We start from the raw sequence: 14914 nt of genomic DNA on the forward strand, positions 1-14914 counted from the left end.
ATATCGCCCACTGAAGAGCCAATTCCGAAGGGGTGGCCGTGACCAGCCAGGTGCGAGGGGTCCAATTGGCGCGGTTGCTCGGGCAGTGGCACGCCCTGCCCGGTCGACGCCGCAGCCCCGACTACGCCGCGCTCGCCGCCGCCGTCCGGGGACTGCTCGCCGACGGCCGGCTCCCCCTGGGGGTACGCCTCCCGGCCGAACGGGAGCTGGCCGAGGCGCTGCGGATCAGCCGTACCACGGTCACCGCCGCGTACCGGCAGTTGCGGGAGACCGGCCACCTGGCCAGCCGGCGCGGCGCGGGGAGCTGGACCATGCTGCCCGGCACCCACCGGGTCGCCAGCACCGGCCTGTGGACCCCGCTGGACGACCGCGACATGATCGATCTCGGGGTGGCCGCGCTGGCCGCCCCGCCCGAACTGGTCCCGGCCGCCCGGGCCGCCGTGGAGGACCTGCCCCGGTACCTGTCCGGCGCGGGTTACCACCCCACCGGCATCATCGAACTGCGCGAGGCGGTCGCCCGGACGTACACCGAGCGGGGGCTGCCCACCAGCGCCGAGCAGATCATGGTGACCAGCGGCACCCAGCACGCGTTGGACCTGGTGCTGCGGCTGGCCCTGGTGCCCGGCGGGAACGTCCTGGTCGAATCGCCCACCTATCCGAACGCGCTCGCCGCGCTGGCCGCCCGGCGGGCCCGGATCACCACCCACGGCCTCGCCGTCGACGGGATCGGGTGGGATGCCGACCTGCTGCTGGGCAGCGTCCGGCAGACCCGGCCCAAACTGGCCTACCTGATCCCCGAGTTCCACAACCCGACCGGGCACCTGATGGCCGCCGAGCTGCGGGAACGGCTGGTCGCCACCGCCCACGCCGCCGGCACCGACCTGGTCGTCGACGAGTCCTTCGTGGACCTGCCGCTGGACGGCACGCCGCTGCCCCCGCCGATGGCCGTGTTCGACAGGCACTCCCGGGTGATCTCCATCGGCGGGATGAGCAAGCCGTACTGGGGTGGGCTGCGGATCGGCTGGGTCCGCGCCTCCGCCCCGCAGGTGCAGCGGCTCGCCGCCGCCCGGGTCGGGGTGGACATGGCCAGCCCGGTGCTCGACCAACTGGTGGCGGTGCACCTGCTCGCCCAGGCCCCGGCCATCGTCGCGGCCCGCCGGGCACAACTGGTCACCCAGCGCGACGCGCTGCTCGCCGTGCTCGCCGAACGGCTGCCGGACTGGCGCTTCGACGTGCCCCGGGGCGGCGTCACGCTCTGGGTCGAGCTGGACGGCCCGATCTCCAGCGCGTTGGCCCGCGCGGCCGAGGAGGTCGGCGTACGGCTGGCGCCCGGTCCCCGGTTCGGCCTGGACGGCACCCTGGAACGGTTCCTGCGGCTGCCCTTCACGCTGCCCGTCGCCGACCTGGTGGAGGCGGTCGGCCGGCTGGCCGCGATCCGCTACGACCTCGACCGTGGTGCGGGCCGGCCGCGCTGGCGGGAACCGGCAGTCATCGCCTGAGCCGGTCGCCCGCGACGGTCCCCGGTCGGGCCGCGACGGTCCCGCCCCGCTCGGGCGGGCCCCGCAGCGCCGGGCGGCCCGTCGCCCACGGCCGCGTCGCCGGTCGGGGCGAACCGCCCTGACCGGGCGGTCCCGGCTGGGAGACTGCCGGTGTGGGCGGCCCGGGATGGTGGCACGGGGTCCGGCCCGGTGCGCCCGGCTCCCGGACCACCCGGCTGGAACTCTTCTACGACCTGGTCTTCGTCTTCGCGTTCTTCACCGTCACCGCGCTGACCTCGCAGGAGCCCACCGGCACCAACCTGCTGCGCTGTCTGCTGGTGCTGGGCCTGCTGTGGTGGTGCTGGACCGGGTTCGCCGGCCTGGGCAACGCGGTCCGCGCCGACCAGGGGCCGCTGCCGCTGCTCGGTTTCCTCACCGTCACCGCCACCTTCCTGCTGGCGCTGAGCATGCCGGGGGCGTTCGTCGACGAGCCGGGCGGGCTGAACGGCCCACTGGTCTTCGCCGGCTGCTACTTCCTCGTCCGGGCCTGCCAGCTGGGGGTATTCGGGGTGCTGGCCCGGGGCGACCCGGCCCGGTGGCGGCAGTGGACCCGGCTCGCGCTGCTGCCGGTGGCCGCCACGGCGCTGCTGGTCGCCTCCGCGCTGCTGCCCCACCGGGTCGCCGCGGACGGCACCGCGACCGCCCTGCAACTCACCCTCTGGACGCTGGCCCTGCTCCTGGAGTACGTGGCCGGGGTACGCCTCGGCGGAGCCTACTGGGCGGTGCTCTCCGCCGGGCACTGGGCCGAACGGCACGCCCTGATGGTGCTGATCGCGCTCGGCGAGTCGATCATCGCGCTCGGTGTCGGCCCGAAGTTCGTCACCGGCCTGCCGCTGACCTGGCCGGTGGTGATCGCCGCGGTGCTCGGCATCGCCATCGCGTCGGTGCTGTGGTGGGCCTACTTCGACACCCTGGCGCTCGCCCTGGAGCAGGCGTTGCACCGCAGCCGCGACCCGGTGCGCCGGGCCCGGTTGGCCCGCGACGCCTACACCTACCTGCACCTGCCGATCATCGCCGGCGTGATCTTCTTCGCCCTCGGCCTCAAGGACCTGCTGGCCGAGGTGGCCGACCCGGACACCCCGCACTGGGGGCTGCCGTTGGGTGGCTTCTGGGTCCTGGTGCTCTACGGCGGGGTGGGCCTCTACCTGCTCAGCCTCGTCGCCTGCGAGCTGCGGGCGACCCGGGTGCTGCGCTGGCCGCCGGTGCTGGCGGTGCTGGCCCTGGCGGTGCTCGCCCCGGCCGGGGCCCGGGTGCCCGAGGTGGGTGCGCTGGCCCTGCTGGCGCTGGTCTGCGTGGCGCTGGCCGCGGTGCAGACCCGCACCCAGGGCCGGCGTCGGCGACGGGTGCGCGAGCTGGCCCTGGCACAGGAGGAGGCCGTCGAGGAGGCGCAGAGCCGGTGGCGGCACGACCACCTGTGACCGGCCGGCGGCCGTGTCCCGGGACGGGGGGACACGGACACCGGCCGGTCGGCGGGGGTCAGATCTCGGCCAGGCTGCCCTCGTACATCCGGTCGATCTCGGCGGCGAAGTTGCTCTCCACCCCGCGTCGCTTGATCTTCAGCGAGGGGGTCATCTCGCCGTCCTCGATGGTCAGGTCGCGGGGCAGGACGGTCACCTTCTTGATCGTCTCCCAGCGGTTGAGCTTGGTGTTGAGCTGGGCGACGTGCTCCTCGACCATGGCGCGGGCCTCGGGCGAGGCGACGATCTCGGCGTAGTCGCGCCCCTGAAGCGGGCCGCCCGCCGCCCAGCCCCGGATCGCGTCCGGGTCCAGGCTGACCAGCATGGTGCAGTAGTTGCGGGCCTGGCCGATCACGATCGCCTGCGAGGTGTACGGGCAGATCGCCTTGAACATGCCCTCGATGTGCGACGGCGCGACGTACTTGCCGCCGGAGGTCTTGACCAGGTCCTTCTTCCGGTCGGTGATGCGCAGGTAGCCGTCGTCGTCGAGGCTGCCGATGTCACCGGTACGGAAGAAGCCGTCCTCGGTGAACGCGGCGGCCGTCTCCTCGGGCAGGTTGTGGTAGCCGCGCATCACCGGCCGGCCGCGTACGAGGATCTCCCCGTCGGTGTCGATCCGGCACTCCAGGTCGCCCATCGCCCGGCCGACCGTGCCGATCCGCAGCCCGTCGGGCGGGTTGACGAAGTTGCCGGCGCTGGTCTCGGTCAGGCCGTACCCCTCGGAGATGGGCAGGTTGGCCGCGGCGAAGAAGGTGGCGATCTCGGCGCTCAGCGGGGCCGCGCCCGAGACGAGCACCCTGATCCGGCCGCCGAGGCGGGCCTGGAGCTTGCTGAACACCAGCTTCTCGGCCACCGCGTAACGCAGCTTCAGGCCACCGGGCACCGGCCGGCCGGCCTGCTCCAGGGCGACCTTCTGCTTGCCCACCGCGACCCCCCAGGCGAAGATCTTCGCCTTGGCGCCCCCGGCGTCCTGCGCGGTGGTGACCGCCTTGTTGTAGACCTTCTCGTAGACCCGGGGTGCCCCGCACATCAGCGTCGGCCGGATCACCCCGAGCATGTCGACGAGCTTGTCCACCCGGCCGTCGACGTAGGTGGGCAGGCCGACGTGCGTCGAGCCGCAGAGCAGCGTCTTGCCGAACGAGTGCGACAGCGGCAACCACAGGTACTGCACGTCGTCGTCGCGCAGCAGGCCCGTCTCGGCCTGCACCACCCCCTCCCAGCACCAGCCACCGTGCAGCAGCTCGACCCCCTTCGGCCGGCCGGTGGTGCCCGAGGTGTAGATCAGCGTGGCCACGTGCTCGGGGCCGACCGGGGCGATCAGCCGGTCCACCAGGCCCGGGTCGGCGGCGAGCGCCCGCGCGCCCTGCTCCTCCAGCTCGGCCAGGGTCAGCTGGGGCACGGCGGCGGTCGGGTCGGGGGTGCCGTCGAAGAGCACCACGTGGGTCAGCGCGGGCAGCTGCGCGCCGGCCAGCTTCGCCGCCTGGGCCGGGTTCTCGGCGAACAGCACCCGGGAGCCGGAGTCGGCGACGATGTACGTCGCGTCCTGCGGCTCGGTGGTGGGGTAGACGGTGGTGGTCGCGCCGCCCGCGCACATGATGCCGAAGTCGGCGATGATCCAGTCCAGTCGGGTGTTGGCCAGGATCGCCACCGGGTCCTCCAGCCCGACCCCGAGCCCGTGCAGGCCGGCGGCGACCGCGTCGGCCCGCCGGCCGACCTGCTCCCAGGTCAACCAGACCGGCCCCGAGTCGTCCGCCGCCGGGTGGGCGAAGGCGCGTTGGTCGGGGGTGGCGGCCACCCGCTTGCGGAACATGTCGGGGATGGAACGGTATGGGACATCGAGAGCCATCGAGGTTGCCGCCTTCGGGGGTGGGTGACGTGACGGGGGTCACGTCGCTCTGCGGTTACCGAAGGGTATTGCCTGCACCCGGGCATCGGCTAGCCCTCCAACCTGTGAGGCGGCTGAGTCCCGTCGGGCACGTCGGCCGGCCCGGCGTACCGGTCCGCCCGCATCGACCAGTCGTAGGTGGCGCGCAGCCAGGCGCGGCGGGCCGCCAGATAGGGCGTCACCGCGGGCCCGGCGTGCGCGACCAGCGTCGCCTCCCGCACCAGGTAGCCGGCCAGCCCGTCGTTGAACCAGCCGGCGGCCAGTTGGAACGCCGCCGCCTCGCCCCGCCCGTGCTGGGCGGCGAGGACCGTCACCAGGTTGTGCGGGTCGGCCGCCGCGTCCCGCTCCTTACGGTAGGAGAACAGGTCGTTGCACCAGCAGACCAGGTCGACGGCGAGGTCGTCCAACGCGACCAGCGCCGGATCGACCCGCCGGGCCGAGTGGGGCAGCCCGCCGTACGCCAGGTCGGTGAGGGTGAGACTGGGGCGTACGCCGCCGGTGTGCCGGCGCATCTGGCGGTACTCGGCGACCCCGGGGACCCGCCGGTGTTCCCGGTTCGCCGCCTCCCACAGCAGCGCCAGCAGGTACTCCCGTAGCTGGCTGACCAGCCGCAGCAGCAGGGTGGGACGGCGCTGGTCGAGCACCCGCCGGCACAGGTCGGCGAGCGCCGTGCCCAGCGCCCCGGCCGGCGCGTCCCGTCCGGTCCCCGCGATCAGGTCCTCGTCGACGAGCTGGCCGGCGATGGCGAACGCGGCGCCGGGGAGACCGTCGGCGACCGGTCCGCCCGGGTCGGCGACCGCCGTCGCGCCGGCCGCCACCCCCGTGCCGGGCGACCCGCCGTGCCGGTCCAGCACGTCCAGCAGCGCGGCGACCGTCGGTGCGAGGGTGGCCGGCGCGCTGCCCAGGCCGTCGTCGTCGCAGACGTCGTCCATCACGAACAGCCAGGAGAACAGGTCGGTGAGCAGGCGTAGCCGGGTCACCGACGCCTGCGGGCAGGCCCGTCCGGCCAGTTCGGCCGCGCCGGCCCGGTGCAGCCGGGAGGTCGACGGTCCGACCTCGACCAGGCCGTGCCGACGGGCCCACTCCAGGCTCTCCGCCGCCACCCGGTCGGTGGCGACGTGCCGGCGGCTGACGAACGGTGGCTCGCACAGCGCCGAGACGTCGAAGCTTCGCATGGCGTCCCCAGTCGGCCACCCCCCACGAGCGGCGTCGCCGGAGAGTACGGCAAAGAGATCGACACCAGTCATTGCCGGAGGGGTCGGGGTGACCGATTCCACCCCTGCCGCGAACAACGACGCGCTGCACTGCGTCAGGTGATCAACCGGCCGCGCAGGGTGTCCGCCGCAGCGGGAACCCGTCGACGGTCCCGCCGCGCGGCGACCGTGCGGGAGGTGACGCCGGGCCGGGGCTCACAACCCCAGCGCGGCCGTGCGCAGCCGTTCGGTCAGCGCCGGGGGGCCGTCGAGCTGGACCCGGGCCACCCGCTGCCGGCCGGACAGGAACAGCACCAGCTCACCGGGGGGACCGACCAGCCGTACCTGGTCACCGCCCCGGCCGGTGGTCAGCTCGCCGTGGCCGGGTGCCTGCACCAGCAGGTGCGCCGGGAAGCGTCGGGCCCGGGTCCGGGTCAGCAGGGACACCGGCTTCCACAGCCGGGCGGCCAGCCCCGCCGGGACGTCCCGGGGGTGCCAACCCGGGCGGGCCCGCCGGACGTCCTCGTGGTGGATGAAGAACTCCATCGTGTTGGCCAGCTCGTCGGTCAGCGGATTGCTGACCGGGCTCCACACCGGTGGCCGGCGCACCTGTTCGACCAGTTCCGGCCAGGGGCGGTCGGCCACCCGTAGCCGCACCCGCTCGGCGTACCCGTGCAGGGGTGGCAACAGGATGCCGCCGGCGGCGTCGGGGCGGCGCTCCCGCACCACCAGGTGGGCGGCGAGGTCCCGGGCGGTCCACCCCTCGTTGATCGTGGGGGCGTCCGGGCCCACTTCCAGCATCAGGTCGGCGAGCGCCTCGCGCTCCGTTCGGGCGTACCGCGGCATGCAGCGATCGTAGGTCGGCGGGCCGCCGTCGGCGCGGCGGGAGACCCGCCGGGCCCGGGGCGGGCGCGGGCGGGACGTGACGGTGGACATAGGCCGCCGGGCGGCGGCGGTGGCCGGGAACGGTAAGGATAAGGGAGATAATTGCGGCTTACGGCGGGGGAGAGCGTGGCGAGCGGGACGAGTCGGGACGTGATCCGCCGGGGGCTGTGGGTCCTCGGCCGGGCGATCCGGGAACAACCGCGCATCTTCGCGGTGGCGGTCGCCGGCAGCGTGCTCTTCGGTGGGCTGGTGATCGCCAGCGCGTACGTGGTCGGCGCGGTCGTCGGCGACGTGGTGGTGCCGGCGGTCGAGGCCGGCGAGGTCGGCACCGGCACGGTGGCCCTGGCCGCCGTGGCGCTGTTCGGGATCAGCGTGCTGCGGGTGGTCGGCATCTTCGGCCGGCGGCTCGGGGCCGGCTACATGCAGTTCCGCCTCCAGGCCGCCTACCGTCGCCGGGTCACCCGCCGCTACCTGGACCTGCCGCTGGCCTGGCACCACCGCAACGCCACCGGCACGTTGCTGTCCAACGCCAACTCCGACGTCGAGGCGGCCTGGTACCCGATCGCGCCGCTGCCGTTCGCGGTCGGCACGCTGGTGATGCTGGTCGGCGCGGTCGGCTCGCTGTTCGTCACCGACTGGGCGCTCGCCCTGGTCGGGCTGGCCGTGTTCCCCGCCCTGTTCGCGCTCAACGTGGTCTACTCCCGCCGGATGGCCCCCCGCCAGGCCCGCGCCCAACGGCTGCGGGCCGAGGTCAGCGGCATCGCCCACGAGAGCTTCGACGGCGCGCTGGTGGTCAAGACCATGGGCCGGGAGGCCCAGGAGACCGCCCGGTTCGCCGGCCGGGCCCGGGAACTGCGGGACTCGCTGATCGCGGTCGGCCGGCTGCGCGGCGTCTTCGACCCGCTGCTGGAGACGCTGCCCAGCCTCGGCACCCTGGCCGTGCTGGTGGTCGGCACGGTCCGGCTGCGGCAGGGCGCGATCACCGTCACCGAACTGGTCAGCGTCGCCTTCCTCTTCACCGTGCTGGCCTTCCCGGTGCGGGCGATCGGCTGGGTGCTCGCCGAGCTGCCGCGCAGCGTGGCCGGGTGGGACCGGGTCAGCCGGGTGCTCGACGCCACCGGCGAGATGCCCTACGGCGAGGTCACCCTCGACGACGCCGCCGGCCCGGCGACCCTCGCCTTCGACGGCGTCCACTTCGGCTACGAGCCCGCCGAGGCGCACCTGCCCGGAACGCAGGTGCTCGGCGAGGTCGCCTTCACCGTGCCCGCCGGGCGGACGGTGGCGCTGGTCGGGCCGACCGGCGCCGGCAAGTCCACCATCGCCTCGCTGGCGGTCCGGCTGGTCGACCCGGACGCCGGCACGGTCACCCTCGACGGGGTGGACGTGCGCCGGCTCACCGCCGCGTCGCTCGCCTCGACCGCCGCCCTGGTCGCCCAGGTGCCGTTCGTCTTCGACGACACCGTCCGGGCCAACATCAGCCTCGACCGGCCGGGCATCGACGACGAGGACGTCTGGGCGGCGCTGCGGCTGGCCGAGGCGGACGGTTTCGTCGCCGCCCTCCCCGACGGGCTGGACACCATGGTCGGTGAGCGGGGCACCTCGCTCTCCGGCGGTCAGCGGCAGCGGCTCACCCTGGCCCGCGCCCTGGCCGGCCGGCCCCGGTTGCTGGTGCTCGACGACGCCACCAGCGCGGTCGACCCCCGGGTCGAGGCCGCCATCCTGGCCGGGCTGCGCGCCCCGGTGCCGGGGCAGCCGGCCGCCGCGTCGATCCTGGTGGTGGCGTACCGGCGGGCCACCATCGCGCTCGCCGACGAGGTGATCTACCTGGAGCAGGGCCGGGTGCTGGCCCGGGGCACCCACGCCGAGCTGCTGGCCACCGTGCCCGGCTACGTCGACCTGGTCACCGCCTACGAGCAGGCCGAACAGGAACGCGCGGAGAACCGGACGTACGACGAGGTCGCCCCGCTCCCGTCGGGCCTGGAAATCGAGGTGGACCGGTGAGCGCGAGGAGTGCAGCGCAGCGGAGCCCCGCAGTCGCGAGCGGAGGGGTGGCCCGGTGAGCGCGAGGAGTGCAGCGCAGCGGAGTCGTGTGGTCGGGAGCGGAAGGTCGACGCCGGTGGGCGAGGGTGGCGGGGACGAGCCGGTCGAGCGGACCGAGGGGACCTGGCAGACGTTGCGGCGGGGGTTGGCGCTCTCGCCGGAGCTGCGTACCGGGCTGGCCGGCACGTTGGCGCTGGCGCTTGTCTACATGGTCGGCCGGGTGGCCGTGCCGGTGGCCGTGCAGCGCGGCATCGACCAGGGGATCGCCGTCCCCGACGGGCCGGATCTCGGGGTGATCGTCACGGTGGTCACCGCCACGGCGGCGGTGCTGGTGCTCACCACCGTCTGCGGTTACCTGATGATGCGGCGGCTGTTCACCGTCAGCGAGACCGCGCTGGCCAACGTCCGGACCAGGGCGTTCCGGCACGTGCACGACCTGTCGATGCTGCACCAGCAGTCGGAGCGGCGCGGGTCGCTGGTCTCCCGGGTGACCAGCGACGTCGACCAGATCACCCAGTTCCTCCAGTGGGGCGGGGTCATCCTCATCGTCAACCTGGGTCAGCTCGCGGTCACCACGGCGGTGATGCTGGCGTACTCCTGGCAGTTGACGCTGGTGGTGCTGGTCGCCTTCGCGCCGGCGGTGCTGATCATCCGGTTGTTGCAGCGCCGGCTGGCCGGGGCCTACGGGGTGGTCCGGCAGCGGACGGGCACCCTGCTCGGCACGATCGCCGAGAGCGTGGTGGGCGCGCCGGTGATCCGGGCGTACGGCGTCTCGGGGCGCACGGCCCGGCGGTTGGACACGGCGATCGAGGGGCAGCGGTTGGCCCAGCAGCGGGCCATCCGGATCAGCATCATGGGCAGTTCGGTGGGGGAGTTGGCGGCCGGGGTGGCGCTGGCCGGGGTGGTGGTGGTCGGGGTGTCGCTGGGGGTGGACCGGACGCTGTCGGTCGGCCAGCTCACCGCGTTCCTGTTCCTGGTCACCCTGTTCATCCAGCCGGTGCAGATCGCCACCGAGGTGCTCAACGAGGCGCAGAACGCGATCGCCGGCTGGCGGCGGGTGCTCGACGTGCTGGACATGGCCCCGGACGTGGCCGACCCGGGGGAGCAGGGCCGGGACCTGCCGGCGGGGCCGTTGGACATCCGCTTCGCGGACGTGACGTTCGCCTACCCGGGTGGGCCGCCGGTGCTGCACGCGGTCACCCTGGACATCGCGGCGAAGAGCCGGGTGGCGGTGGTCGGCGAGACCGGCAGCGGCAAGACCACCTTCGCCAAGCTGCTCACCCGGCTGATGGACCCGACGCAGGGGCGGGTGCTGCTGTCCGGGGTGCCGCTGGACGAGGTGCGCTTCGACTCGCTGCGGTCCCGGGTGGTGATGGTGCCGCAGGACGGGTTCCTGTTCGACGCCACGGTCGGGGAGAACGTCCGCTTCGCCCGCCCGGAGCTGACCGATGCGGAGTTGACGGCCGCCTTCACCGAGCTGGGCCTGGCCGACTGGCTGGACGGGCTGCCGGCCGGACTGGCCACCCCGGTGGGGGAGCGGGGGGAGGCGTTGAGCGTCGGGGAGCGGCAGCTGGTGGCGTTGGCCCGGGCGTACGTGGCCGATCCTGACCTGCTGGTGCTGGACGAGGCGACCAGCGCGGTCGACCCGGCCACCGAGGTACGCCTGCAACGCACCCTGGACGCGGTGACCCGGGGCCGTACGACGCTGGCGATCGCGCACCGGTTGTCCACCGCGCAGGCCGCCGACGAGGTGGTGGTGGTGGACCGGGGCCGGATCGTCCAGCGGGGCCCGCACGAGGAACTGCTGCGTGATCCGGACTCGGTGTATGCCCTGCTCTACGCGTCGTGGCTGGAGCAGACCCGCTGATCCACCGGCTGCTCCGCGTTGGCGGTGGCATCCGGTGGACGTGGTCGCCCCGGTGCTCTACTCTGCGGGTTAGGTAAGGCTAACCTTTATCGGAGGTGCCCGTGGCTCCGACCCCTGCTGAGCTGATCCGTACCCTGGTGGCCGGTCGGTTACCCGGCCTGGTGCACCTCGCCCACCGCCCCGGCCCGTTCCACGTCCGGCACGCCACCGACGCGGAGGGGCGGGTGCTGCTGCTCGTCCCGGTCTTCAGCGACCTCGCCGCCGAGCTGGACCCGGCCGCCGCGCGCGACGTGGCCGTGGTGCTCGACGTGCTCGACCTGCCCCCGGCCGCCGGTGCGCCGTCGGCCGGCCGGGCCTGGGTGTCCGGCTGGGCGGTGCCGCTGACCGGCGACTCGGCCCGCCGGGCGGCCGTCGAGTTCGCCGCCGTGGACCCCACCGGCGACCTGCTCGACGTCGGGAGCCGGTTCCGGCTGCACCGCTTCGAGGTGGCCGAGGCCCGGCTGGAGACCGCCGGCGTGGTGCACCGGGTCGATCCGGGCGAGTACGCCGCCGCCGAACCGGACCCGGTGCACGCCGACGAGGCCGCCCTGCTGGCCGACCTCGCCGACCACCACGGGCCGCAGGTGACGGCGTACCTGCGCCGTCGGCTCGACCTGACCGGCGGTGAGCCCCGGGTGGTCCGCCTCGACCGGTACGGACTGGTCGTGGCGCTCGGCGGCCCCGGCGACCGCCGTCGCGCCCGCCTGCCGTTCCCGCACCCGGTGACCGACCTGTCGGAGCTGTCCCGGCTGCTGCACCCGCTGCTCTGCACCCGTTCCACCACCCACCCCCGCCCGCACCGTCACCCCGCCAACACCCGAACCGACCGCGACTAGCCCCGCCGCAGCCCGTGGCCCTTCCCGCCACGGGCTGCCCCCCGCCACCCCCACCCAGCCCGCACGCCGCACCCCTCCCCTCCCCCTCCGTTGATCAAGAGGTTTGCGCCAGATTCGCCCACCCGGCGTGACGCGAACCTCTTGATCACCGAGGTCCGGTGGGGGGTGGAGCGGGAGGCGAGGCGGGCGGTGGAGCGGTGGGGGAGTGGGGGAGGGGGGCGGTGAGGTAGCGGTGGATGGTGGGGCCCAGGGTGGCGGCCAGGGTGTCGGCGGTGGCGGAGGCGACCGGCTCCAGGCGGATGACGTAGCGCATCATGGCCAGCCCGATCATCTGGGTGGCGACCAGCCCGCCGCGCAGCGGCAGCTCCGCCGGGTCCACGTCGAGCCGGTCGAGCACCCGGCGCAGCACCTGGGTGGTCAGGAACTCGCGCATCAGCCGGGCCGTCCACTCGCTGTTGGTCGCCGAGCGCAGCAGCGCCACCGCCGCCACCCCGGCCGGCGAGTCCCACACCCCGAGGAACGTGCGGACCAGCCGTTCCCCGAGCCCGTCCGGGTCGCCGGCCAGTACGGCGGGCAGCAGCACGGCCGGGTCGACCGGGATGTCGACGGTGGCCCGGAACAGCTCCTCCTTGCTGCCGAAGTAGTGGTGCACCAGGGCCGGGTCGACCCCGGCGGCGGTGGCGATCTGCCGGATCGAGGCCGCGTCGAAGCCGCGCTCGGCGAACGCCGACCGGGCGGCGGCGAGGATCGCCTCCCGGGTGTCCGGGTTGCCGGGGCGGCGGCCGGTACGGCGGGCCACCGGGCTCACCCGCTGCGCCGGCGCAGGGTCGCCGCCGCGAGCACCAGGGCCAGCACCGCAGCGCCGGCCACGATCGACACGTCCCGCCACATCAGGCCGGTCGGTGCGGAGTGCGCGCCGACCTCCTGGAGGGCCTCCACCGCGTACGACAGGGGTAGCGCGTCGCTGACCGCCCGGAGCCAGCCGGCCATCTGGTCGCGCGGCACGAACAGCCCGCACAGCAGCAGTTGCGGGGCGACCACGACCGGCATGAACTGCACCGCCTGGAACTCGGTCCGGGCGAAGGCGCTGCAGAACAGCCCCAGCGCGACGGCCAGCACCGCGTTGACCGCGGCGATCAGCACGACCAGCCCGGCGGACCCGGCGGTGGTCAACCCGAGCAGCCGGTACGCCGCCGCGGCGGCGACGGTCGACTGCACCACCCCGGCCAGCCCGAACGCGATGCCGTAGCCGAACAGCAGGTCGAGCTTGCCCAGCGGGGTGGTGAGCAGCCGTTCCAGCGTCCCGCTGGTGCGTTCCCGCAGCATCGCGATGCTGGTCACCAGGAACATGATGATGAACGGGAAGAAGCCCAGCATCACCAGGGCGACCCGGTCGAAGGGGGACGGCTGGCCGGGCGGGGTCGGCTGGTCGGCGTACATGAAGTAGACCAGGGTGAGCAGCACCGTCGGCACCACCACCAGCAGCGCCACCGTACGCCGGTCGTGCCGCAGCTGACGCAGGATGCGCCCGGTGGTGGCGGCCAGGATCGTCGGGTTCACGCCGCCTCCCCGGTGCCCGTCGGGTCGGCTCCGCCGGCCCGGATGAGGCGTAGGAACGCCTCCTCCAGGTCGTCCACCCCGGTGGCGGCGCGGACCGCGTCGGGGGTGTCGTCGGCGATCAGCCGGCCGTGGCGGATCAGCAGCAGCCGGTCGCAGCGGGCCGCCTCGTCCATCACGTGGCTGGACACCAGCAGGGTGGTGCCGGCGGCGGCCAGGGCGTGGAACCGGGCCCACAGGTCGGCCCGCAGCACCGGGTCCTGCCCGACGGTGGGCTCGTCGAGGACGACGAGTTCCGGCTCGCCGACCAGCGCGCAGGCCAGCGAGGCCCGGCTGCGTTGCCCGCCGGAGAGGGTGCCGACCAGTTGACCGGCGGCGGCGGTCAGGCCGACGTCGGTGACCGCCGCGTCGGCGTCGGCGGCGCTGCGCCCCTGGAGGGTGGCGAAGTAGCGGGCGTTCTCCCGGACCGTCAGGTCGGCGTAGACGCTGGGCGCCTGGGTCAGGTAGCCGACCCGGTGGCGCAGGTCGGCCGCACCGGCCGGCCGGCCCAGCACGGTGACCGTGCCGGAGGTGATCGTCTGCACCCCGACGACGGCCCGCAACAGGGTGGTCTTGCCGCTGCCGCTCGGGCCGAGCAGCCCGGTGACCGTGCCACGCGGCACCGTGCACCCGATGCCGTCCAGCACCCGTCGTCGACCCCGGTCGACGACGAGGTCGCGGACGGCGATGGCGTCGTCCATCGCGCACCTCCCGATAAATTCATCACTCGTTGAAATCAACGGTAGTTGAATTCCCTGACACCGCGCAACACCGGCTCGGCGTCGACACCATCGACCTGCACCGCCGGGACCCGGGCACCCCGACCGGGGGAGACCGTCGCGGCGATGGCCGAACTGGTCGCGGCGGGCTAGGTACGCCTGCTCGGCCTGTCGGAGGTCAGCCCGGCGACGCTGCGCACGGCCCACGCGGTGCACCCGATCGCGGCCGTGCAGATGGAGTACCCCTGTTCAGCCGGGACGTCGAGGGGGAGATGCCGGACACCTGCCGGGAGTTGGGGGTGGCGCTGGTGGCGTACTCGCCGGTCGGGCGGGGGCTGCTCACCGGGGCGATCACCGGCCGGGATCAGCTCACCGAGGGTGACTGGCGGGCGGCGGCACCCCGTTTCGCGGCGGACGACGCGGTGGCCGGCGAGCGGCATCCGGCGGCCGGGATGCGGACGGTCGGGCACTGGTCCATCGACCGACGGCTTCGGACACTAGCCTCCGGACCGGGCGCTAGCCTTCGGACCGGACAGGGAGTCCGCCTTCGGGCATTGCGCCCCGATCGGACCTACGGCACGATGGCGCGGTGGATCACGCTCCGTTGCCGGAGGCCGCCTTCCTGGCCGACTGGACCGACCGGCTGCGCGCGTCCGCCGAGCGCCCGGTGGTCGGGATCCTGCTGCGTGGCAGCCACGCCCGGCGGGCCGCCACCGCGTACAGCGACGTCGACCTCGACGTGCTGGTGAGCACGACCGGGCCCACCCCGGCGGTGCCGCCGCCGGGCGGGCCCGGTCCGTGCGGCGCGTCGACCCCGACGGTCGCACCCGAGCAGGCCCGGGCGGCGGGCCGGTCCGCG

Annotated in this window: 12 protein-coding genes and 1 pseudogene; 7 read left to right on the forward strand and 6 right to left on the reverse strand. The window is 74.4% G+C overall.

Features of this window, described 5'->3' with window-relative positions; all coding sequences use genetic code 11:
* Positions 1 to 38: 38 nt before the first annotated feature.
* Complete coding sequence (locus H1A17_RS20895; RefSeq protein ID WP_145920958.1) at positions 39 to 1499, forward strand: PLP-dependent aminotransferase family protein; 1461 nt, start codon at positions 39 to 41, stop codon at positions 1497 to 1499.
* A 152-nt stretch (positions 1500 to 1651) separates the two neighbouring features.
* Positions 1652 to 2956, forward strand: coding sequence for a low temperature requirement protein A (locus H1A17_RS20900; protein WP_145920957.1), 1305 nt, complete (start codon positions 1652 to 1654; stop codon positions 2954 to 2956).
* A 58-nt stretch (positions 2957 to 3014) separates the two neighbouring features.
* Here H1A17_RS20900 and H1A17_RS20905 read toward each other — a convergent pair whose 3' ends face one another.
* The 3 genes from H1A17_RS20905 to H1A17_RS20915 all read right to left on the reverse strand — a co-directional run bounded on the left by H1A17_RS20905 (position 3015) and on the right by H1A17_RS20915 (position 6919).
* Entirely contained in the window at positions 3015 to 4841 is a 1827-nt protein-coding gene (locus H1A17_RS20905) for a long-chain fatty acid--CoA ligase (RefSeq protein WP_145920956.1), read from the reverse strand.
* Positions 4842 to 4930: 89 nt separating this feature from the next.
* Positions 4931 to 6055: a terpene synthase gene (locus H1A17_RS20910; protein ID WP_194822707.1), complete on the reverse strand. Its 1125-nt coding sequence runs from the start codon at positions 6053 to 6055 to the stop codon at positions 4931 to 4933.
* A gap of 234 nt (positions 6056 to 6289) precedes the next feature.
* Complete coding sequence (locus H1A17_RS20915) at positions 6290 to 6919, reverse strand: TIGR03085 family metal-binding protein (protein ID WP_145920954.1); 630 nt, start codon at positions 6917 to 6919, stop codon at positions 6290 to 6292.
* A gap of 165 nt (positions 6920 to 7084) precedes the next feature.
* On the opposite strand from H1A17_RS20915, the gene H1A17_RS20920 reads away from it, so the two are divergent.
* From H1A17_RS20920 to H1A17_RS20930, 3 genes are all read left to right on the forward strand, one after another.
* Complete coding sequence (locus H1A17_RS20920) at positions 7085 to 8959, forward strand: ABC transporter ATP-binding protein (protein ID WP_194822708.1); 1875 nt, start codon at positions 7085 to 7087, stop codon at positions 8957 to 8959.
* Between the two features lie 115 nt (positions 8960 to 9074).
* The gene (locus H1A17_RS20925; protein ID WP_145920952.1) at positions 9075 to 10865 is read left to right on the forward strand and encodes an ABC transporter ATP-binding protein; all 1791 of its coding nucleotides are present in this window, start codon (positions 9075 to 9077) and stop codon (positions 10863 to 10865) included.
* 101 nt (positions 10866 to 10966) lie between these two features.
* Complete coding sequence (locus H1A17_RS20930) at positions 10967 to 11740, forward strand: DUF2470 domain-containing protein (protein ID WP_194822709.1); 774 nt, start codon at positions 10967 to 10969, stop codon at positions 11738 to 11740.
* 145 nt (positions 11741 to 11885) lie between these two features.
* On the opposite strand, the gene H1A17_RS20935 is transcribed toward H1A17_RS20930, so the two are convergent.
* The 3 genes from H1A17_RS20935 to H1A17_RS20945 are packed head-to-tail and all read right to left on the reverse strand — an operon-like array spanning position 11886 to position 14037.
* A complete protein-coding gene (locus tag H1A17_RS20935; protein ID WP_194822710.1) occupies positions 11886 to 12539 on the reverse strand; it encodes a TetR family transcriptional regulator in 654 nt (217 codons plus the stop codon).
* Between the two features lie 5 nt (positions 12540 to 12544).
* Complete coding sequence (locus tag H1A17_RS20940; RefSeq protein WP_145920950.1) at positions 12545 to 13300, reverse strand: ABC transporter permease; 756 nt, start codon at positions 13298 to 13300, stop codon at positions 12545 to 12547.
* On the reverse strand, positions 13297 to 14037 hold the full coding sequence (locus H1A17_RS20945; protein WP_145920949.1) for an ABC transporter ATP-binding protein: 741 nt from the start codon (positions 14035 to 14037) through the stop codon (positions 13297 to 13299). The genes H1A17_RS20940 and H1A17_RS20945 overlap by 4 nt, the downstream gene beginning before the upstream one ends.
* Before the next feature lie 29 nt (positions 14038 to 14066).
* On the opposite strand from H1A17_RS20945, the gene H1A17_RS34635 reads away from it, so the two are divergent.
* Together H1A17_RS34635 and H1A17_RS34640 are read left to right on the forward strand one after the other, a co-directional pair.
* On the forward strand, positions 14067 to 14804 hold the full coding sequence (locus H1A17_RS34635) for an aldo/keto reductase (RefSeq protein WP_228543935.1): 738 nt from the start codon (positions 14067 to 14069) through the stop codon (positions 14802 to 14804).
* Positions 14699 to 14914, forward strand: a pseudogene (locus H1A17_RS34640) (hypothetical protein); the annotation flags it as partial. The gene H1A17_RS34635 and the pseudogene H1A17_RS34640, both read left to right, overlap by 106 nt.

Origin of the sequence: Micromonospora sp. S-DT3-3-22 (genome assembly GCF_015354745.1) — a bacterium.
GTDB lineage: Bacteria > Actinomycetota > Actinomycetes > Mycobacteriales > Micromonosporaceae > Micromonospora > Micromonospora wenchangensis.